At 31.7% G+C, this 21,501-nt stretch carries 21 protein-coding genes; 15 read left to right on the forward strand and 6 right to left on the reverse strand.

What is annotated here, in order from left to right:
• Positions 1-70: 70 nt before the first annotated feature.
• Positions 71-895 (reverse strand): dihydropteroate synthase, encoded by an 825-nt coding sequence (gene folP / locus BOW57_RS15900; protein WP_129055660.1) that lies wholly within the window; start codon positions 893-895, stop codon positions 71-73.
• A 147-nt stretch (positions 896-1,042) separates the two neighbouring features.
• On the opposite strand from folP, the gene BOW57_RS15905 reads away from it, so the two are divergent.
• The 5 genes from BOW57_RS15905 (at position 1,043) to tpiA (ending at position 5,299) form a co-directional block, all read left to right on the forward strand.
• Positions 1,043-1,585 carry a DUF1599 domain-containing protein gene (locus BOW57_RS15905; protein ID WP_089052262.1) on the forward strand — a complete coding sequence of 181 codons (543 nt, stop codon included), beginning with the start codon at positions 1,043-1,045 and terminating at the stop codon, positions 1,583-1,585.
• 99 nt (positions 1,586-1,684) lie between these two features.
• Positions 1,685-2,785 carry a BT_3928 family protein gene (locus BOW57_RS15910; RefSeq protein WP_129055662.1) on the forward strand — a complete coding sequence of 367 codons (1,101 nt, stop codon included), beginning with the start codon at positions 1,685-1,687 and terminating at the stop codon, positions 2,783-2,785.
• A gap of 152 nt (positions 2,786-2,937) precedes the next feature.
• Positions 2,938-3,600: an Mbeg1-like protein gene (locus BOW57_RS15915; protein WP_129055664.1), complete on the forward strand. Its 663-nt coding sequence runs from the start codon at positions 2,938-2,940 to the stop codon at positions 3,598-3,600.
• Between the two features lie 369 nt (positions 3,601-3,969).
• On the forward strand, positions 3,970-4,464 hold the full coding sequence (locus tag BOW57_RS15920; RefSeq protein WP_089052265.1) for a TlpA disulfide reductase family protein: 495 nt from the start codon (positions 3,970-3,972) through the stop codon (positions 4,462-4,464).
• Positions 4,465-4,546: 82 nt separating this feature from the next.
• Positions 4,547-5,299 (forward strand): triose-phosphate isomerase, encoded by a 753-nt coding sequence (tpiA, locus tag BOW57_RS15925; protein WP_129055666.1) that lies wholly within the window; start codon positions 4,547-4,549, stop codon positions 5,297-5,299.
• Positions 5,300-5,396: 97 nt separating this feature from the next.
• Here the strand turns inward: tpiA and BOW57_RS15930 are convergent, their stop codons facing one another.
• A complete protein-coding gene (locus BOW57_RS15930; RefSeq protein ID WP_129055668.1) occupies positions 5,397-7,733 on the reverse strand; it encodes a hypothetical protein in 2,337 nt (778 codons plus the stop codon).
• Complete coding sequence (locus tag BOW57_RS15935) at positions 7,693-8,829, reverse strand: hypothetical protein (protein WP_129055670.1); 1,137 nt, start codon at positions 8,827-8,829, stop codon at positions 7,693-7,695. Before BOW57_RS15935 ends, BOW57_RS15930 begins: the two co-directional genes overlap by 41 nt.
• A 114-nt stretch (positions 8,830-8,943) precedes the next feature.
• Between BOW57_RS15935 and prmA the strand changes: the two genes are divergently transcribed.
• From prmA to BOW57_RS15990, 10 genes are all read left to right on the forward strand, one after another.
• Positions 8,944-9,777 carry a 50S ribosomal protein L11 methyltransferase gene (prmA, locus tag BOW57_RS15940; protein WP_129055672.1) on the forward strand — a complete coding sequence of 278 codons (834 nt, stop codon included), beginning with the start codon at positions 8,944-8,946 and terminating at the stop codon, positions 9,775-9,777.
• A gap of 30 nt (positions 9,778-9,807) precedes the next feature.
• On the forward strand, positions 9,808-10,083 hold the full coding sequence (locus BOW57_RS15945; protein WP_089052270.1) for an ATP-dependent Clp protease adaptor ClpS: 276 nt from the start codon (positions 9,808-9,810) through the stop codon (positions 10,081-10,083).
• 64 nt (positions 10,084-10,147) lie between these two features.
• A complete protein-coding gene (locus BOW57_RS15950) occupies positions 10,148-11,431 on the forward strand; it encodes a sterol desaturase family protein (RefSeq protein WP_129055674.1) in 1,284 nt (427 codons plus the stop codon).
• The gene (locus BOW57_RS15955) at positions 11,428-12,105 is read left to right on the forward strand and encodes a lysoplasmalogenase (protein WP_129055676.1); all 678 of its coding nucleotides are present in this window, start codon (positions 11,428-11,430) and stop codon (positions 12,103-12,105) included. The genes BOW57_RS15950 and BOW57_RS15955 overlap by 4 nt, the downstream gene beginning before the upstream one ends.
• Positions 12,106-12,194: 89 nt before the next feature.
• Complete coding sequence (locus tag BOW57_RS15960; RefSeq protein WP_129055678.1) at positions 12,195-12,647, forward strand: 2-dehydro-3-deoxyphosphooctonate aldolase; 453 nt, start codon at positions 12,195-12,197, stop codon at positions 12,645-12,647.
• Between the two features lie 628 nt (positions 12,648-13,275).
• Positions 13,276-14,094: a 3-deoxy-8-phosphooctulonate synthase gene (gene kdsA / locus BOW57_RS15970; RefSeq protein ID WP_129024589.1), complete on the forward strand. Its 819-nt coding sequence runs from the start codon at positions 13,276-13,278 to the stop codon at positions 14,092-14,094.
• Positions 14,095-14,113: 19 nt separating this feature from the next.
• A complete protein-coding gene (locus tag BOW57_RS15975) occupies positions 14,114-15,010 on the forward strand; it encodes a hypothetical protein (protein WP_129055682.1) in 897 nt (298 codons plus the stop codon).
• 166 nt (positions 15,011-15,176) lie between these two features.
• Positions 15,177-15,854: a YiiX family permuted papain-like enzyme gene (locus BOW57_RS15980; protein WP_129055684.1), complete on the forward strand. Its 678-nt coding sequence runs from the start codon at positions 15,177-15,179 to the stop codon at positions 15,852-15,854.
• Positions 15,855-15,943: 89 nt separating this feature from the next.
• Positions 15,944-16,396, forward strand: coding sequence for a hypothetical protein (locus BOW57_RS15985; protein ID WP_129055686.1), 453 nt, complete (start codon positions 15,944-15,946; stop codon positions 16,394-16,396).
• A gap of 3 nt (positions 16,397-16,399) precedes the next feature.
• Positions 16,400-16,705 carry a hypothetical protein gene (locus BOW57_RS15990; RefSeq protein ID WP_129055688.1) on the forward strand — a complete coding sequence of 102 codons (306 nt, stop codon included), beginning with the start codon at positions 16,400-16,402 and terminating at the stop codon, positions 16,703-16,705.
• A 357-nt stretch (positions 16,706-17,062) separates the two neighbouring features.
• On the opposite strand, the gene BOW57_RS15995 is transcribed toward BOW57_RS15990, so the two are convergent.
• From BOW57_RS15995 to BOW57_RS16005, 3 genes are all read right to left on the reverse strand, one after another.
• Positions 17,063-18,454, reverse strand: a complete 1,392-nt coding sequence (locus BOW57_RS15995; RefSeq protein WP_129055690.1) for a M20/M25/M40 family metallo-hydrolase — start codon at positions 18,452-18,454, stop codon at positions 17,063-17,065.
• Positions 18,455-18,627: 173 nt separating this feature from the next.
• Positions 18,628-20,556, reverse strand: coding sequence for a family 43 glycosylhydrolase (locus tag BOW57_RS16000; protein WP_129055692.1), 1,929 nt, complete (start codon positions 20,554-20,556; stop codon positions 18,628-18,630).
• 66 nt (positions 20,557-20,622) lie between these two features.
• Positions 20,623-21,408, reverse strand: a complete 786-nt coding sequence (locus tag BOW57_RS16005; RefSeq protein WP_129055694.1) for a glycerophosphodiester phosphodiesterase family protein — start codon at positions 21,406-21,408, stop codon at positions 20,623-20,625.
• Positions 21,409-21,501 lie beyond the last annotated feature (93 nt).

A 21,501-nucleotide genomic window follows, 5' to 3' on the forward strand; every position in this document is an offset into this window, starting at 1 on the left:
GCCAATCTTTGTCGATCCTACAACGAAGATTTCTCCTTCGTCGAAATGGCAAACCAGGCGATTATATCAATTATAAATCTAATTTATTAAACAAAGTAACACATTCAACCGCTTCTTTCACATCATGCACACGAAGAATTTTAGCACCTTTTGTCAAAGCAATTGTATTTAAGAATGTTGTTCCGTTTAAAGCTTCTTGCGGTGTAATATCAAGCGTTTTATAAATCATTGATTTTCTTGAAATCCCAGCTAAAACAGGTAATTCCAGAAGATTAAAAAGCTCCATTTTTTGCATCACTTCATAATTCTGATCCGTTGTTTTGGCAAAACCAAAACCTGGATCTAAAATCAAATCATTAATTCCTAAACTTCTCGCTTTTTGCACTTTTTCAGAAAAATAAAAAAGCATTTCTTTTACAATATCATCGTACTGCGTCAAACTCTGCATCGTTTGCGGATTACCGCGCATATGCATCATAATGTACGGAACATTATACTTTGCTATTACATCAAACATTTTGTTGTCTAATTCTCCCGCAGCAATATCGTTTATAATCGCTGCGCCGCTTTCTATACTTGCTTTTGCAACTTCGGCTCTAAAAGTATCAATTGATAATAATGCTTGTGGAAAATGCTTTAAAATTAATTCGATAGCTGGAACAATTCGGTCGATTTCTTCTTGCTCAGAAACAAATTCAGCACTTGGTTTACTTGAATAAGCACCAATATCTATAAAAGTTGCGCCTTCAGAAAGCATTTTACCAACCTGCGAAATAATATCGTCTTCATTTTTATATTTTCCTCCATCAAAGAAAGAATTCGGCGTAACATTCAAAATTCCCATTACTTTAGGAATCGATAAATCTATAAGTTCGCCTTTGCAGTTAATCGTCATCGTTTGTTTTGTTTCAAGTTTCAGGTTTCAAGTTATCACCGTTAACACTTTGTTTAGAAAAAACTTGAAACAAAGAAAACACTAAACTTGAAACTCTTTAATTTAATCCTTATTTTTGGAAAAATTTTAGCAAATATACAGCAATAAATGAAGAATACTTCTCAAGAATTTGATAATGTAATCACGGTTTGCCGAACCTTATTTATCAATAAAATGAAAGATTACGGCAGTGCGTGGAGAATTTTAAGACTTCCATCGTTGACGGATCAAATTTTCATAAAAGCACAAAGAATCAGAAGCTTACAAGAAAACGATGTTCGCAAAGTTGATGAAGATGAAAAAGGAGAATTTATCGGGATCATCAATTATTCTATTATGGCTTTAATTCAGTTGGAATTAGGAGTTGTTGACCAGCCTGATCTTGATGTTGAAAAAGCAACTGAATTATATGATGCTAAAGTAAAACTTACTAAAGATCTAATGGAAGCCAAAAATCATGATTACGGAGAAGCATGGCGTGATATGCGTGTGAGCTCTTTAACTGATTTAATTCTTCAAAAACTGCTTCGCGTAAAACAAATTGAAGATAACAAAGGTGCAACTTTAGTTTCTGAAGGCATTGACGCTAATTATCAGGATATGATTAATTACGCTGTTTTTGCTTTAATCTTAAATCCAATAAACAAATAAATTTCCAATTTTTATCCCGATAGCTATCGGAACCAAAATCCAAATAAAGAATTGGAATTTGGGATTTTCTTATTGAAATTTAAATTTTAAATATTTGCCATGAAAAACATTATTACTCAGTTCTCCCGCATATTTGTAGGTGTATTATTTATCATTTCAGGATTAATAAAACTAAATGACCCAGTTGGTTTCTCTTATAAACTGGCAGAATATTTTAGCGAACCTGTTTTCAACATGCCATTCTTAGAGCCTTTTGCTTTAGGTTTAGCTATTTTTCTAGTGATTTTAGAAGTAGTTTTAGGTGTAATGTTATTAGTTGGTTATAGAGCAGCATTGACGATTTGGGCATTACTGCTTCTAATTGTATTCTTTACATTCCTTACCTTCTACTCTGCCTATTTTAATGTAGTAAAAGATTGCGGCTGCTTTGGTGATGCTTTGCATTTAACGCCTTGGCAATCCTTTACAAAAGATGTAGTTTTATTGTTCTTTATTTTGATTTTATTCATCAATCAAAAATTAATAAAACCATTATTTGCAACTCCAAAAACCAATTTTGCCGTTTATGCAAGTGTTCTTTTATGTTCATTAATGGCTGTTTGGGTTTTAAACCACAATCCTATAAAAGATTTCCGTCCGTACAAAGTGGGAACTAACATCGAAAAAGGAATGGAAATTCCAGAAGGAGCTCCAAAGTCTGTAGTTGAAATGATTTTTATCTACAAAGTAAATGGAGTTGACAAAGAATTCACAGAGAAAGATTTAATGAATATCCCAGAAGGAGCAACATTTGTTGACCGTAAAGACAAAGTAATTTCTGAAGGTTATGTGCCGCCAATTCATGATTTTACAATGTCAAAAGACGATTCTGATTATAAAGATGAATTCTTAAAAGAACCGAAATTAGTAATTTTTGTAACTTATGATTTGACTTTATCTGAACCATCAGGAATGAAAAAATTAGCTAAAGTTACTGCAGATGCTAAAGCAAAAGGCTACAAAGTAATTGCCATGACCGCATCTGGAGCTGATGAAATTGCAAAAACTAAAAAACAATACAACTTAGATGTTGATTTCTACTTCTGTGATGCTACAACTTTAAAAACGGTTGAAAGAGCAAATCCTAGTATTGTGGTTTTACAAAACGGAACAATTATTCAAAAAGTACATTATAATGATGTTGATGATTTGAAATTGTAATACTTTCAATTAAAATAAATTTTAAAACGCCAATTTTCTATTAAGTCAATTGGCGTTTTTTTTACTAAAACAGTACGCAAGAAAAGTAAATAAATAAGCTATTTTGTTTTTTATATTTGTTTTAAAACTTTTCAAAAAAAACAAACCAATCTATGAAACCATTCCAAAAGTTATTGTTTACTTTTTTATTAACTCTTCTTTTTAGCCTTACAAGTTTCAGCCAAACTGAAACATCAAAAAAAGAACAACATTATATTTTCTTTTTGCATAATGCTTTTGTTGAACAAAATGATTTAAGTGTCGCCCATCCCGAATATGGAAAAGCAGAATACAATGAAATTTTAGCATCATTTAGAAAAGACAACTTTATAGTGTATAGTGAAATTAGAAGTAAAAACACCAATGCTGCCGAATATGCAAAAAAAGTTGTAAAACAAATCAAAGGCTTACTAAAAAAAGGAATTCCTCCAAATAAAATAACAGTTATTGGAACTTCAAAAGGGGGATATATTGCACAATACGTTTCGACTTTTTTGGCAAATCCTGATGTAAATTTTGTTTTTATTGGATGTTTTAGAGATTCAGATATAGAAGAAATTCCAGATATTAATTTCTGTGGAAACATTTTAACGATTTATGAAAAATCAGATGCTTATGGAGTTTCAGCAATTAAACGAAAAGAAACTTCGAAACTCAAAATAAACCATTTTAAGGAAATTGAACTAAATACCAATTTAAAGCATGGTTTTTTATATAAAGCTTCAGATAACTGGATTGCTCCAAGTAAAAAATGGGCAAACGGAGATTATAATTAATCACTCAAAAAAATAGCCTCAAAGCCTTCAATAATACATTTTTATTGAAGGCTTTTTCATTGAAATCTGACGTTTTTTTACTTCAAAAATTATTCTATAAAATAAAGTTTTAACAATTCAGTGATCTTTTGGAAAGGCTTTTCAAAAAAATAGTGAATTCTGGAGCCAACTATTACGATTTCATTCGCATTTTTTTAACCTAAAATCATCGTTTTGTTACAAAATAAGCGAGTATTCAAATTTTGTTAATCTGCATTTGGCTTTCAAATTGTTTGTTTAACTTTGTTCGGAAACATTAATTTATGAAATTATCGGAATTCAAAGTTTGAAGAACGATATGTCAATTACATTAAAAAATATAAATCTTATATGAAACAATTAGCTCTTGTCGTTATTGCATTTATTACGTTCTCTTGCTCGCAAGCACAAAAAACAAGTTTTTCTAAAGAAGCTTTGTCTGAAAAATTATTAACTACTGATGGAGGTCAAGCTGCTTTTAAAAGCATTTTAAAAAAATATAAAGGAAAAACTTTAGTTATCGAAGTTTGGGCTTCATGGTGCGGTGACTGTGTAAAAGCAATGCCAAAAGTAAAAGAGCTGCAGGCTAATAATCCAGATGTTTCTTATTTATTCCTTTCGGCTGACAAAACTGCCGAGAAATGGAAAGCTGGAATCGAAAAACACGAAATAAAAGGAGATCATTATATGATGAATGACGGCATGAAAGGTGTTTTTGGAAAAGCAATCGATCTAGATTGGATTCCGAGATATATTATCGTTGACAAAACAGGAAAAATTGTTTTATACCGCGCAATTGAAACTGATTTTGATAAAATCAATGAAACTTTAAAAGGTTTAAAATAATTTTCAATAAAAATATCAATGTCAAAAATCAATTTCATTTTTGACTTTACTTCAATAAAACAAAAAAATAAAAACTACCACAATGAGAAAAAAAATTGTTGCAGGAAACTGGAAAATGCATAAAAATGCAGAGCAAACTGAAGAATTATTAAATGAATTAATTGCAAAAATACCAGCACAAACAACTGCACAAGTAATTGTTGCACCAACATTTGTAAACTTACAAGCTGCTGCTGCAAAACTAAAAAACACAACTATCGGCGTTTCTGCTCAAAATGTTCACCAAGCTGAAGGCGGTGCTTTTACAGGAGAAATTTCTGCAGATATGCTAACAAGCGTTGGAGTTAATACTGTAATTTTAGGTCACTCTGAGCGTAGAGCTATTTTTCACGAAACTGACGCTTTAATTGCAAATAAAGTTGACACAGCACTAAAACACGACATGACAGTAATTTTCTGTTTTGGAGAAGAATTAAAAGACCGTCAAACTGGAAATCATTTTAACATTGTTGAAAATCAATTGCGTGACGGATTATTCCATATTGCAAAAGAATCTTGGTCAAAAGTTGTTTTAGCTTATGAGCCGGTTTGGGCTATCGGAACTGGAGAAACTGCTTCGCCAGAACAAGCTCAAGAAATGCACGAATTTATCAGAGAAACTATCCGTAAAGCTTTTGGAGCTGAAATCGCTGACGAAGTTTCTATTTTATACGGTGGTTCTGTAAAACCTGATAATGCAAAAGAAATCTTCTCTAAACCAGACGTAGATGGTGGTTTAATTGGAGGTGCTGCTTTAAAAGCAGATGATTTCTTAGCTATTGTAACAGCTATCTAATTTTAGATTTTGAAATCTGCTATATAAAAAAAGCGTTCGCACAGCGAACGCTTTTTTATTTTCTTTCGACTTTTGACTTTCGACTTTTTAACTAAATTTAATTTATAAACGATTTCAAAAGCGGGCAATTGTACTTTTTAAATGCTGACGTAGTTTTATAAATTGAATAAAAATTGACAAGCTCCTTCCCTGCCTTAAATGGATTTTTTTCCTCTTCTTCTGTAGAAACCAAATCGGCATAATGATTATAATAATTACATTCAAAAATCATTAAGCTTGCCATTGCTTTTTCGTTACTGTTTTTAGACATTTTTAAAGCTTTTTCATAGTAGATTTTAGCCATTTTTAGATTGTAATAATTACCGTTTTGGTATTTCTTTTCGTTCTCGGTATTATCGCCATAAACATAATCTACGTAAGATTCTCCAGAAGTCCAATCATAAGCCGTCATCATCCAGGAATTACCTAAATACGATACGTTAAAATAAGCATGTGCGAGTTGTAAATTACTGCTTGCTGTATTTTGTTTTTTCAGCTGAATTAATTTGGCAACAAAGTCTGTTTTATTGAAATGATAATCAAATTTGCGTTCTTTATCACTTTGAAGAATTTTAGGCAAAAATGGATTTTCATTTAAATAATTTTTATACTCATAGTTCTTTTCCCAAAAATCCTTAGGCATACTTGAAAACGTTTCATAAGCTAACTCCAAATTATTATTTCTAAAAGCGATTGTTCCTTTTAAATCTTTATAATAATTAATATTTGGAGCGATTGTTCCTGAGCAAATATACTTTTCAAAAGGGGTTTTATCTGTCTTTTGCTGCAAAGCAATCAAACGATCAACATCTTCAATAGTTGCTTTTCGGTCAAAATAACCAATATAACTATAAAAATACGGATTGTTATAAGATGTGTATTCGCCTTCGTTTTTAATATCGGCTTTCATAGATAATAAACCTGCCGCAGCCGTATCTCCTTTTTTATGAAATTCATCGCTGGCAATTCTATACAAACTGTACAAATTTTTAAACAATCCGTGATCGGTTTCTACTAGATCTTCGACTGAATTGAAATAATTATAAAGCTGATTTTGAACCTTTACATTATTCAAATCATCTTGTTTTAAAGAAACTAAAGCCAGCTGAATATTTTTCTGCATTTGTATTGAAGCATTGGCTTTGCCAGAAATCATATTGGTGTACTTTTTCCCTTCATCGATTTGATCGTCAATAAAACAAAGCTGAGCAATTGCAGCAATAATATAATCTTTTTGTTCTCCTGAGGTTTGCTCACGAATCGAAATCAAGAAATATTCTAATTCTCGCAAGTATAAAATATCTTTATTAAAATTCTCTGCTTTTGCTTTAGCATAATCTTCATACCAATTTGTATTGCTAAAAGTTACGGACGGAGTGCCATTGTTAGTATATTGCGGTGTAAAAATCCAATCTTCCAGTTTGTTAACTTCTCTTCCAATTAAAAAACTCAAAAACAAGCTGTTCGGACTTAGCTCATACATTTCTTTAATCGATTTTAAATCAGGTGCAGGATTTCTAAGACTTTCAATTGCTAGAATAACACTTCGTTCTTCATCATTTTGTGCCAAAGCCAAAGTTTCAGCAGTAAGTTTTCTGTTATAATGCTGTAAAACTGCAAATGATTTTTCCTCGCAGCTAGTAAAAACTTTACTTAATAAATAATTCTGCAAAACCAGATCATCAATACATAAAGCCTTATAATACAAAGCCCAAGACTCTAAAATCGTATTCTTATTAGCTGCAAAATAAGTATCATATAATTTGATTACTTCATTTTTATCCTGACTATAAAAACTATATCTTAAAATTAAAAAGGCATAACGTTGTTTTAAAAAAACATCTTTTGCGGTTTTAATTCTCTTTTCAAAATTATCTAAATCTGCAAGCTGATGATTCTGATTATCATAACCAATCTTTCCCCAGGATTCCCATTTTACATCAGTATTACTATTATATTCCAGTTTTTTAGCAAATAGTATATAACTCAAAAAAGCTTTGTTTTTTGGTAACAATAAAGTTTTTATAAAAGTGTTTTTTGCAAATACTTTATCGAGTGTTTTATTTTCATAGGCAGTTTCAAACTGTTCTGAATCTGTTTCATATAAAATAGAATAGACATCATCAGTAGTAATTTGATTTCCTAACTTTTTCTTCCACTCAAAACAATTTAATTGCTTATCAGCATCAGAAATTGTATTCACAGAATAATAATTATCTGCCGAATAATAAAACGGTGTCAGTTTAAAAAAGCCTTCGCGCTGTGCTTTAAACAAAGCCAAACGACTAGTTTCCGGCGATACGCTCCAACCGCAGGCAAAAGAAACCTGAAAGCTTAAAACCAAAAGTAAACTGCTAAAAACTCTCATAATATTTAGATATATTTTGGGTTCCATAATCGTTTATGTATTTTTTATCAAATGAGAAAAAAGTCACTTTGGTTTGACTATCTATTTGAATTTTACTTTTTACTATTGAAATCATTTTTTCAAGTTCGTTATCTGAAATTTTTTCGATTCTTATTTCATCGCCATTTCGCAAATAAGTCTGCCCCGCTAACACATCATCTTGCAAAAGATATTTAGTATCTGATACTTTCTTTAATTTGATTGTATCTTTTATTAATTGATCGTAATCTGATAAAATTCCTTTAAACTGATTTCCTCTAAATACCACAGCCCAGCTGTACAATGGAAGTGCAATATCTAATTTGAGTTTATATTCGCTGTGCGTAATATATTGTGCTAATTCTTCACTTGTTCCAATCGAATTTTTAGTCTGCTGATCATCTGGTTTTGTCATATTATAACACATTAATAAACCTTTGTCTACCGGCGGAATTCCTGCTTTTGATGCATATTTATACTGCCAAAGCCTTATTGTTGAAGCTATTTTTGCTGACGGAAACTGATTTTTAATCTGCTTTAACAAATAGAAATAGTTTTTCTGCGATTTTTCAGTCCAATCACAATCAATCAAGATTTCTTTAAAATCAACTTTTAGTTTCGCCGCTTCAATAGATTTTACCGAATCATAATTTAACCGTTTGAAATTTTCTTGTTTGTAATAATCTTTTGGATAAACAATGCTTGAAGCAATATTTTCTGCTTTTCTGTCATTCATTCTTTTACCAATCTGTTCTACTCTTTTTGCTATTCTAACCGCTAAACTATCCAGCTGCTTTTTATCTGATTTTAAAACAACTTCATTCGTAATAAAAATACTGGGCGTAATTTCGGGATTACTTTTTTGAAGTACGATATCACCAATTGTTGCCACTGGCAAAGGTTCTTTTGAATATGGATTATAATCAACATCAAAAAAACGAACGTACATATGTTTTACATCTAATTTTTTAATTAGAGAATCATCCTCTTCCCAAAAAAATAGATCTGTTTTCCAATAACAAAATGAGCGAATTACTTCGTGCTCTTTTTTGCAGCTGCCAGAGCATAAAACAACAAAAAGTAAGATAAAAACAATATTTTTCATGGTACTAAAAAACTTACAGAATAAAACTCAAAATTAACATTAATAATTCAAAGAATATGATTTATTTATGAACAAATTCTGCTTTGTATTCTTACCTTTGCAAAAAATTTATTTATGTCAAATATATATTTAGGGTATCATTTTACGATTGAACCAAAAGAGCTTGGATCAGAAATTTTAGTAGCTGAATTAGGTGAAAAAGCATTTGAAAGTTTTACAGAAACGGACAACGGAATTTCGGCTTTTGTGAAGAAAGATTTATGGGATGAGAATATTCTAGATGATATTTATATTTTACAATCTGAAGAGTTTAAAATTGAATATACAATTGAAGAAATCGATCAGGTAAATTGGAATGAAGAATGGGAAAAGAATTTTGAAGCGATAGATGTTGATGGAAAATGCCATGTTCGCGCTCCTTTTCACGAAAAAACTGATGCCGAATTTGATATTGTAATTGAACCAAAAATGAGTTTTGGAACTGGTCATCATGAAACGACGCACATGATGATTCAGCATTTACTAGAAATGGATGTAAAAGGTCTAAAAACTCTTGATATGGGCTGCGGAACTGCAATTTTAGCGATTCTTGCTGAAATGAAAGGTGCTGAACCTATCGATGCTATTGATATTGACAATTGGTGTTATTTAAATTCAATCGAAAATGCTGAACGCAACAATTGTAAACATATTACCGTTTACGAAGGCGATGCGGCTTTATTAGCAGGCAAAAAATATGATTTGATTATCGCTAATATCAACAGAAATATTCTTTTAAACGACATGCAGGCTTATGTAGATAGTTTAAATCCTAAAGGAATTATTTTGTTTAGCGGCTTTTATGAAGAAGATGTTCCATTTATCGACGCTTCATGCACTGAAAAAGGGCTGACATATGTTAAAAAATTTCAAAGAAACAACTGGGTTTCATTAAAATACGTAAATTAGTAATTGCAACAGTACAAAAACCTAAAAACAATGAGTACTAAAGAAAAAGTAAGAGAAAGAGTCCGTGAAAAGGAAGCAGTAAATTTCAATAACGAAATTATTGTCTACAATGACGATGTAAACACTTTTGATCATGTAATTGATACTTTAATGCGAGTTTGCAGTCACACGGCAGAGCAGGCCGAACAATGTTCTCTAATTGTACATTATAACGGAAAATGCACCGTAAAAACAGGCCCAATTGACAAATTAAAACCACAATGCACACAACTTTTAGAAGCTGGATTGAGCGCTGAAATTGTTTAATTGCAAATAATTTAAAAAACATTCTATTTTATTTTATATTTGAAATAAAATAGAATGTTTTTTTATGGAAGAATACGGAAAAATATTGATTATTGCGATGCCTGTTTTTTTAGCTTTAATAGTAATTGAAAAAATATACGGCATTTACAAAAAAAACGATACTGCACCTTTGATAGACAGCGTGTCTAGTATTAGTTCTGGTATAACAAATTCTGTAAAAGATGTTTTAGGACTAAGCCTGACTTTTATTTCTTATGAATGGATGGTTTCTAAAATCGCTCTTTTTCATCAAGAAGCTACTGTTTTCTCTTATATCATAGCCTTTTTTGTTATCGACTTTTATGGTTATTGGAGCCATCGCTGGGCACATCAAATTAATCTTTTCTGGAATAAACATGCTATTCACCACAGCAGTGAAGAGTTTAATCTTGCCTGTGCATTGCGCCAGCCTATAGCAAGTTTAGCTAACTTATTTACATTTTTATTAATTCCTGCCGCATTGTTAGGAGTTCCCGCTTCAGTAATTGCCATTACACTTCCGCTTCATTTATTCCTGCAGTTTTGGTATCATACTAAACACATCAAAAAAATGGGAATTATTGAACATATTCTTGTTACACCATCGCATCATAGAGTACATCATGCCATAAATCCAGAATATTTAGATAAAAACCATTCACAGATATTTATTTTTTGGGATAAACTTTTTGGTACTTTTCAGGCTGAATTAGATGATGTTCCACCAGTTTTTGGAATCACAAGACCTGCTAATACGTGGAATCCAATAAAAATAAACTTTCAGCATCTAACGTTACTAATTAAGGATGCATGGCGCGCCGAGAATTGGAAAGACAAACTTACCATTTGGTTCAAACCAACTGGATGGCGTCCAGAGAATTTTGAGGAAAAATATCCTGTAAATAAAATCGAAAATGTTTTTGATTTTGAGAAATACGGTACACAAAACTCTCAAAAACTAATTTACTGGTCAGTTGCACAACTTTTAGTAACACTTTTGTTTGTGAGTTATTTGTTTGATAATATTGCTAAAATTGGACTTCCAAACATTTTTATCTACGGTTTTTTCATTTTAATAACTATTTACAGTTACTGTGAATTAATGGACAAGAGTAAGTACGCTGTTTTTTGGGAAGGTTTGCGCTTAGCCGTTGCAGCAGCAATTATTACTTATTATGGTGATTGGTTTGGTTTAAATCAAGTTTTTTATCTAAGTAATTATATCATTCTAGGTTACCTAAGTTTATCCTTTTTAGTATCGATATACTTTATAACAATTGATTTTAAAACGATCCAAAACCAACCCATAAATACATTAACCACAAAATGAAAAATTCTACTTTATTTAAAATATATGTTGCTTTTAGCACTGTTTATCTGCTTATTCTATTTTTAGGACATGAAAATTTAAACTTTTTTTTAAAGCCGATATTGATACCGATTTTAATTTTTGGGGTTTATTTTTATAAAAATTTTCCAACTAAAAATATTCTTTTAACTGCCTTAATATTCTCGTGGATTGGTGATGTAATATTGCTTTTTTCAGATATATCCGAAATTTATTTTATTCTCGGATTAGTTTCTTTCTTAATTTCTCACATCGTTTATTGTATACTTTTTAATCGTCAGACTAAACGAAATTTAAAAAAGAACAGTATTGCGATAGGAATTGGCACCATATTAATTGCTTGTTATTTAATTGGAATGTTATCTGTATTATTGCCTTCTTTGGGCGATTTGAAAATACCTGTAATTGTTTACGCCAGCGTAATTTCGATTATGCTTTTGTTTGCTTACAACGGACTTTTAAATTGGAATGAACCAGGCAACAAACTAGTTTTTTCTGGTGCGGTTGTTTTTGTTATTTCTGACAGCATTTTGGCAATTAACAAATTTTACAACCCAATTGAGAAAAGTTCCTTTTTTATCATGCTCACTTATCTTGTGGCACAATATCTGATTGTAATTGGTATATTAAAACTGAATCCGAAGAAGGTTGAATAGTATTTTGATCCAGATACTTATTTCTTCTTTAAATCAAGTTATTCAGCAAAAAAACCTTTTACATTTGTACGACCAAAATAGATCTCATCATGAAAAAAACAGCTCTTTTCATTATTTTACTAATTACTGTATCATCCTGTATCAGCACAAAATCAACATTAAAAAATGTAGATGATAATGCACCTGATTTGGTATTAGGTAAAAACAATACTTTTGTCATTTCGCTATTCAGCAAAGACAAAAAGTACGGTTATGATCCTGATTATCCTGTAAATATTTTTTTTAGAAACACAAAAGATGAAGCTACAAACGAAATTCGTTTTCTAAATGCTTTAGCGGGGCCAAATGGTGAAAAAATAACTTATAAACGTTTAGAAACATGCTGCCCGTTTCCTACCAAAAGAAGTGATATGGGTGCTGGATTTTTAAATGTCTACGAATTGACCTGGGAAGGGCAAAAAAAACCTATAACACTGTATTTGAACATTTACGAAAAAGGTATTTTGATGGTTCCGCTGGGATTGACTTTAAAAAAGGAGTAAAAGTAAAATGCTCAATATATTACCTTTACTTCTCATAATTTTTCCAGTACTTTCTCAATTAATACTGGGAACATTTTCTATCTATAAACCTGTTTCTTTAAAATTCAAAATTGTTTCTTGGATAAATTTTATATTACAAATTGTATTCTCTTTTACAGCTTTTAATATTGCAGATTATAATCTTAGAAAACAATATGAACCATATCCTGTGAGATGCGGTATGCCGCTCGTTGGAATAGCTGCAGCCTGTTTCTTTCTACTTTTCATTCTAATTTTAATTATTGTAATTCAATTTGTAGTTAAAAGATGGAGAACAAAAAGGAACATGATATAACACAATATTCCTTAGTAAAAAATAGCAGGAATATTTTCTAACTAAGATTGCTCATAATCTTGGAAAACATATGCAAACTGCAAAACTTTAGAACATGATAAATGTCATTTATTAGTTTCTTTTCATGCTTTAATATTGTCATGAAAAAAGCATATAATTATTCAAAAGTTTTTTTTGAAATTCGTTTAATTCTACTAAGCTCTTAGCCAGTTATTCGCGTTCTTAAAATAATCTTAAATCTTCATCTGCTATTCATAAATCATGACTACCTTTGCATTGCAAAAAAATAATTTTATGAACTTACAACATATTCCACAAATTAAGCATACTGACAGCGGAAATTTCTTTTTATTGGCGGGCCCTTGCGCTATTGAAGGAGAGGAAATGGCTCTTAGAATTGCTGAAAAATTAGTTGGTATTACCGACAATCTTCAAATTCCTTATGTATTTAAAGGATCTTTTAAAAAAGCAAATCGTTCTAGAATTGACAGTTTTTCTGGAATTGGAGACGAAAAAGCTTTAAAAATTTTAAGAAAAGTTTCTGAAACTTTTCACGTTCCAACAGTTACAGACATTCATACTAATGAAGATGCTGATATGGCAGCACAATACGTTGATGTTTTACAAATTCCAGCATTCTTAGTTCGCCAAACTGATTTAGTTGTGGCAGCTGCAAATACTGGAAGAACAGTAAACTTGAAAAAAGGACAATTTATGAGTCCTGAAAGTATGAAACATGCAGTACAAAAGGTATTAGACTGTAATAATGAAAATGTTATGGTTACTGATCGCGGTACTATGTTTGGCTACCAAGACATGATTGTTGATTATAGAGGAATCCCTACTATGCAGCAATATGCAACTACTGTTCTAGATGTTACACATTCGCTGCAACAGCCAAATCAAACAGCAGGAGTTACAGGCGGAAGACCTGATATGATCGAAACGGTTGCTAAAGCTGGTATTGCCGTAGGTGTTGATGGTATTTTTATCGAAACTCATTTTGATCCTGCAAATGCAAAAAGTGATGGTGCTAATATGCTTCATTTAGACTATTTTGAAGGTTTAATGACAAAATTAGTTGCTATCAGAAAAACAGTTAACTCATTCTAAATTTATAATACTAAGTTCTTTGAAAACAAAATTTCTATTTTTCTTCTTGATTTGTGTTTCTTTAAGCACATTTGCCCAAGAGGAAATTCCGGTACAAAAATACGCAGCTCATAACAAAGGGAAATTCTTTGTTATGTGGGGCGGAAACAGAGAAAGTTACTCTAACTCTGATGTAAATTTCAGAGGTAAAGATTACAACTTTACAGTTGAAAATATGAAGGCTCATGATAAACCGAAAGGCTGGCATGTTGATTATGTTAATCCTGTAAACATGACTATCCCTCAGACAAACTTGAGATTGGGTTACTTTTTTAGTGATCATTACAGCGTAACAATTGGTGTTGATCATATGAAATATGTAATGTCTCAGAATCAAATTGCAAACGTTAACGGATACATCGATCTACCTACTGATCAAGCTGGCTCTATTTACAATGGAGTTTACAATAACAGACCTGTAGATATGTCTATAGGCGGCGCACAAGAAGGTGGTATGCCTCCGGGAAGCACTGATACTCCTTTCTTAATTTATGAGCATACTGACGGTTTAAACTACATTAATACTGAGGTTTCAAGATTTGATGATGTTTCTAAATGGTTTGGTCTGCCAAATATAGATAAGGTACAAATTAACTTGACTGAAGGTTTAGGTGTTGGACTTTTATATCCTAAAACAAATACAACTTTATTAGGAAAAGATCGTCACGATGATTTTCATATTTCTGGTTACGGTGTTTCGGCAAAAGCGGGTATCAATGTTACTTTTTTCAAACACTTCTATATTCAAGGAGAGTTAAAAGGCGGTTACATCAATATGCAGGATATTAGAACTACAGTAAGTAATGAAGATAAGGCTTCACAAGACTTTTTCTTTTTTCAAAGAATTATTGCTGTTGGCGGTATTTTCAGAATCTAATATTTCGTAAGAAAAAGAATTAAAAATAGTTATCATTTATTTGGTAACTATTTTTTTTATTATTTACTTTGTAATTCAAAGTTCTTTTTAGTTGTGTTAATTTTTTATCAAAACAAATTAGATATAACATCTAAAAAAGTACTTTTAGCTTTCAATTATAAAACCAATGAAAAAACAAAAATATATATTTCTCGGCATTACATTTCTACTAAGCTTTGGTCTTGCTTTATTTGTAGCAATGTCTGTTTTTCCGAATAATCCCTTTTCTTCTAAAGCGAAAACAGAAAATAAGGCTGTGAGTAAAATTCAGGATGGTGATATTATTTTTCAAACATCACAATCTCCTCAATGCGAAGCGGTGCGAATTGCCACAAACTCAAAATTCTCGCATTGTGGTATTATCTACGATATAAACGGAAAATGGTTTGTCTTTGAAGCGGTTCAACCTGTAAAATTGACTCCGTTTGAGGATTGGATTCAGCACGGAAAAGACAATAAATATGTGGTAAAAAGATTAAAAGACAATGCTGTTTTAACTCCTGCTGTTCTTCAAAAAATGAAAGACTACAGTCAGCAATTTGACGGCAAAGAATATGATTCTTATTTTGAATGGACGGATAATAGAATTTATTGTTCAGAACTGGTTTGGAAAATTTACAAAAATGCTGCAGACATTGAGCTTTCGAAATTAAGAGAACTAAAAGATTTTAATTTAACTGATGTCAGGGTTCAAAAAATATTAAAAGAACGATATGGTAATGAAATTCCACTTCAAGAAAAAGTAGTTGCTCCTTCTGACCTTTCAGATTCGAGTTTGCTAAAAACTGTAGTTGATAATTATTAAAAAACAGCAAAAAGCTAATTCGAGAAATCAATTGGCTTTTTTATTTACTATTTCACTTTGAATTTCAAAGAACTTTAAAAAATATATTCATGAGAGATTATCTAATTGAAAAACTTTATGAATGCAGTAAAAAGCCCTATCAAAAATATTTTAAAAAGAATGAACCTTGGGAAATTGATAAAACACAATTAATGGATTATCCAGAAGGAAGTCTAGGTCTTGGATTGGGAAATTTTCTTTATAAGAACCATTTCGACATACAAGAAAAACTGGAAGATCATGACATTATTCATGTCTTGACAAATACGGGTATTTCTGTATATGAAGAAATTGGAATGCAGTATTATCTTTTAGGAAACGGGAAGCGAAGTCTGTATTTGTTTATGGTTATACTCTCTGGAACGTTTTTTTACCCAAACAAACTACAGTACTTTATAAAGCAGTACAAAAGAGGAAAACGAGCACTTCCATTCCATTATCTTGATTTTTCAAAAATGCTTTTAAAACCAATTTATATTATTCAGCAATCATTTAAAATTTAATTTATGAAAACAACTCATCGCAAACCTTTTGAAGAAAAGCAATCAACTGAATTAGCTGTTGGCACTTTTATTATTAGTACGATCTTGTTTGTACTTTATATTATTTCGAATGAAAGTCCGAATGTATTAGTTATTGCATGGCCGTTTGCATCTTCTGCGATAATAGTAAATATTATAATGTTAGTGAATCTAACGGATCGATTTATTCATTTACCGGAATATCGAAAAGAGATTGCACTTAAGATTTTAATACTGCTTTCTAATATTCCAGTAACCTTTTTGTATTATTTGATTGTGATGAAACTTTAAATACAAATTATAAATCATTCATTTAATTATCCCAAAACATATGTCGCCCGTCTAGGGCTTTCTTAAAAACACGATTCTTCTATTCTATAAATGTTTCATCCCTCTGGGATTCTCACTTGGTTCTTAAAGTTATCTTTGCTTCAGAGAAGCATAATATTTTTAGAATAACAATTACACAAAGTCAAAAAGCTCAAGCGGAGCGACATAATTATTTTCTGTTTATATATGCCACACCGCTGGAGCTTTTAAACAACACAATTATTCCTTCTATAAATACATTATCTCTCTAGGATTATTTATATCAAAAAAAAACTGTCAAAAATGACAGTCTTTTTTATATATTATAGATTTTAAATCTTAATTCGCTTTCGGTAATTCAATTCCGTTTTGATCTAATAGATACATCAAAGACGTCATTGTTGCCGCTCCAAGTTCTAATTCTCTTTTATTGATAGCATCAAATTTATCATTTGCAGCATGATGATAATCAAAATAACGTTGTGAATCTGGTTTTAAACCTGCTTTAACGATAGCTTTAGACGTTAAATGTCCAATATCTGAACCTGCATGACCAATTGTAAAACTGTGTACCAAATAAGGTTCAAAAAGATCTTTGTATCCTTGAATTTTTTTCAAATTAGCATCATCAGCTTCTATAGAAAAACCTCTTGGAGAAAATCCTCCTGAATCGCTTTCTAATGCAAAAATGTGGTTTTCTTTTTTCTGTTTTGAAACTTCTTCATATTTCGCTCCGCCTCTTCCGCCATTCTCTTCATTCATAAACAATACAACACGAATTGTATTTTTTGGCTTATAATTTAAGTTTTTAAGTATACGAAGGACTTCCATACTTTGTACTACTCCTGCTCCGTCATCGTGAGAACCGTCTGCTAAATCCCAAGAATCTAGGTGTCCGCCTACAACCATAATGTTTTCTGGAGTTACTGTTCCTGTTAATTCTCCAATAACATTATAAGATAATGCATCTGGCAAAGTTTCGCATGATTGTTTAAAATAGAATTTTAAAGCTGGATTCCTTTTTAAAGATTTACTCAACAATTCGGCACCATTTGTACTAATTGCTGCTGTTGGAATATATTCTTCTTTTTTCAAATCTCCGTAACTTTGCGCTCCTGTGTGCGGGAAATCGTCTAAACGTAAATTCATCGAACGAACAATGGTTCCTACAGCTCCTAATTTAGCAGCTTCTTTTGCGCCAGCATATCTTTGATCTACACAAGCTCCGTACGAAGTAAATGTTTCGATATTTTCAGGATTCATTGGTCTATTGTAAAACACAATTTTCCCTTTTACTTTATCAGCTCCCAATTCACTTAATTCTTTAATACCTTGCACTTCTATAATTTCTGCAGTAAGTCCTGTTTTTGCTGTTGCTACAGATCCTCCTAAAGCACAAATTGGAACAGCAGTTTTCACTTTTCCGTCAAGAATAAAAGCAGTTTCTTTTTCGCCGCGCACCCAGTGAGGCACCATAACCTCCTGTAAATATACTTTATCAAGTCCAAGACTTTCTAATTGTCTTTTGGTATATTGAACTGCTTCTTCTGCGGTAGCCGAGCCTGATAATCGCGCTCCAATATCATTAGACAAATATTCTAACCAAGAATAGCATTTTGCTTCGGTTAAAGCTTTTTTATAGAATAATTTGATGTTTTTCTCGTCATTTGATTGGGCAAATAATGTCAATCCGTTTAAAATTAAAGCAGTTAAAAGAATCGTTTTTTTCATAGTTTTTATAGCGTTTTGGTCTTTTGTTTGAGTTTTTTTTAGCTTAGATCACAAAGGAACAAAATTCTTTTAGAACTGTTCGCGTTTTTCCTTAAACCTTTCTCAAAAAAAAACTCCAATCGCAAACCTATTTTGTTTGCAATTGGAGTTCCTCTATTTTTATTATAATAAACCTATTTTACTTCTATAAGCTTAGCTTTATCTCCTATTCCATTTTCATTAAAAGCTTCAATTGTAAAATAGTACTTTGTACCTTTATCTAAACCTCTAAAGTCATATGTATTTTCACCGTAAACCATGATGCTGTTGTACAATTTATCTGGAGTAATTCCGTAGTAAATATTATATCCTATTGCATCTGTTTGTTTTTTCCACGAAATCATTGCATTACGTGAATCAGCTGCTTTTCTATCTACTTTAAAAGATGCAACAGCTTTAGGTTTTGCCTGTAATCCGTTTCCAAATACTCTGAAATCTGAAACTGCAAATAAACCTGATGCATTATGAATATTAACCATCTTAATATATCTCGCTTTTATTGACTTTGTAAGCTCAACATAATCATGTGGAACGTCTTTTGCATTTTTAGATTTATCTACAACTAATGTCCAATTTTGAGCATCATCAGACATGAATATTTTATACTGATAATAAATATCCATTGCCTTGTTGTATTGTGTTGCTTTATGGTCTGCATAATTAATCTGCAGCGCCTTTATCTCCATTGGTCTTCCCAAATCCATTTGAAGCCATTCGCCAGAATCACTTGTTTTGGCTGACCAATAGGTTTGGATATTTTCATCGGTTAAATTTTCAGGACCATAACAGAACTTTTCATATACTTTTTTACCTCCGTTATCCATTCTGTGTGTTTCGACTTCCATACATTCTTCAGATGAAGAAACGGTTACTGGCTTTTTGTACGAAAGCAGCATCCATCCTGATGAGGCTCCTTTTGTTTGATCGCGCTGACTTGTTGGAAGTACAATTGGGAAATCTCCATAAGAAGTTATTGAATACATTACATCATCTTTATCAAATCCTGCAGGAAACATATCAATACGACGCTCAAAACGGTCTTTAATAGATATTTTACATGTTCCTGTGTTCCAATAATTTCCATAATTATCTGCAAATGTATTTCCGTGACCTGCACCAATTACAAATCCGCCTGGTTTGTATGACATCGGATTGTGTTTTTGGTAAGTAAAAGGTCCTAACGGATTATCGCCAACATGAACTCCGTTTGCATAACCTTTAAATTCTGTTGCTGGTGCACCATATTGCATATAGTATTTTCCGTTGTGTTTTGTCATCCAAGCACCTTCAATAAAATTACCCCAAGGCGCTGGTTCCATATCATTGTTTGGTCCAAAACGCTCCCATCCATGATTTGCAGGATCTAAAATTGCAACTTCTTTTACTTGACCGTACACTTTTTGAATATCTTCTACTTCAGTAGCTTTGTACAATTCTGCATAATCAGCTTGATTCCCTTTCGGAAGCCACGTATCGTAATCTACCTCTACACCTACAAGCGGCAATTTTCCGCTTGAGCCGTAGTACATATATACTTTTTTATCATCGTCTTGAAAAATGGCAGGATCCCATGTTGGCAGCATTGCTTTATCAACATGTCGCAGCCATTGACCCGATTTTGGGTCATCGGTTTTCCAGATTGGATGATCTCTTTTCCAAGTAGAACCTACATAAAATAAGGTGTCGTTTACAACCCAAGCTGCTGGTGCACATTGATCATCATCTGCAGGTTTTCTTTGAAAACTTCCGTAAACAAATTTCCAATCAGACATATCTTTACTCCAGAAAAAGCCAGCCTGATTTGTGGCAAACAAATAGTATTCGCCTTTAAAGGTAATAATAACAGGATCTGCGCTTGAACGTCGAGATACTGGAATACCATTATGATTTTCGGTTGTATAATTGTATCCAATGTTTATAGGATTGCAATAGGTTGTTGCGGGTTTATTTGGATCAAACCATTCTGTTTTACCAGGAATATTAGTGTTTTGTGCCCAACCGATTGAACTAACTATTAAAAGCAACGAAAGCACTTTTAAGTGTAGTGTATATCTATTTTTCATTTTTTGATTTTTAAAGTTTAAAAACAAGAAGATTTGCCTTGTTTTGAATTAAGCTTTACTTGAAAACTACTTTTTCACTTTTATTCTTTGTGCCAAAAGCTCTGGCTCATTTGTCGTTATATAATTAAACTTGCTCTCGATAATCCAATCCATATCAGAAGCTTCGTTAACGGTCCAAGCATTTAGAATAATATTGTTTTCTTTGGCTTCTTTAATCCATTCTGGATGTTTTTTGAAAACTGAATAATGATAATCAATGCCATTAATATTGTCCGCTTTTACTTCTTTTGGTGATTTATTTCCTTCTAAATATTGCAAAACGGTTTTATGATCAACTGCTCTAATTTGTTTTAATATTTCATAATCAAAACTAATGTAACAGGTAATTTTATCAGCTTTTAGCTCTTTGATGGTTTCTACCACTTTCAAAGCAGTCTTTTTTCCTCGTTCTTTACTTATTTCTGATGGTTTTATTTCACAGACTAAAAGAGTTTGTTTGTTGTTTTTAATCCCTTCTGAAATATATTCATGCAGAGTTGGCAGTTTCTCTCCGTTGGAAAGTTTGAACTTTATCAGATCTGCGTAATTCGTTTCTTCAATAAGTAATTTGTTATAATGTGCATCGTGATTGATTACAAGAGAATCATCGGCAGTTCTCCAAACATCAAATTCAGAACCTGCATTTTTCAAATCGATAGCGTGTCTTAAAGCTGCTATAGAATTCTCTGGAAGATTATTCTTTTTCCATGCGCCGCGATGTGCTACAATTCCATTATTTTGTACACTGCAAGAATGGAAAGCTATTATTACTGCGAAAAAAAGAAGGGCTCGAAATATTTTACTAGTATTCATTTTTTTTGAAATTATAATTGAATAAAAATGTCTTTTTAGAAAAAAAGCCCTCCGTCAACCAAACGAAGGGCTTTTAACTAACCAATAAACCAA

The organism is Flavobacterium sp. YO64, assembly GCF_004119505.1.
GTDB classification, from domain to species: domain Bacteria; phylum Bacteroidota; class Bacteroidia; order Flavobacteriales; family Flavobacteriaceae; genus Flavobacterium; species Flavobacterium oncorhynchi.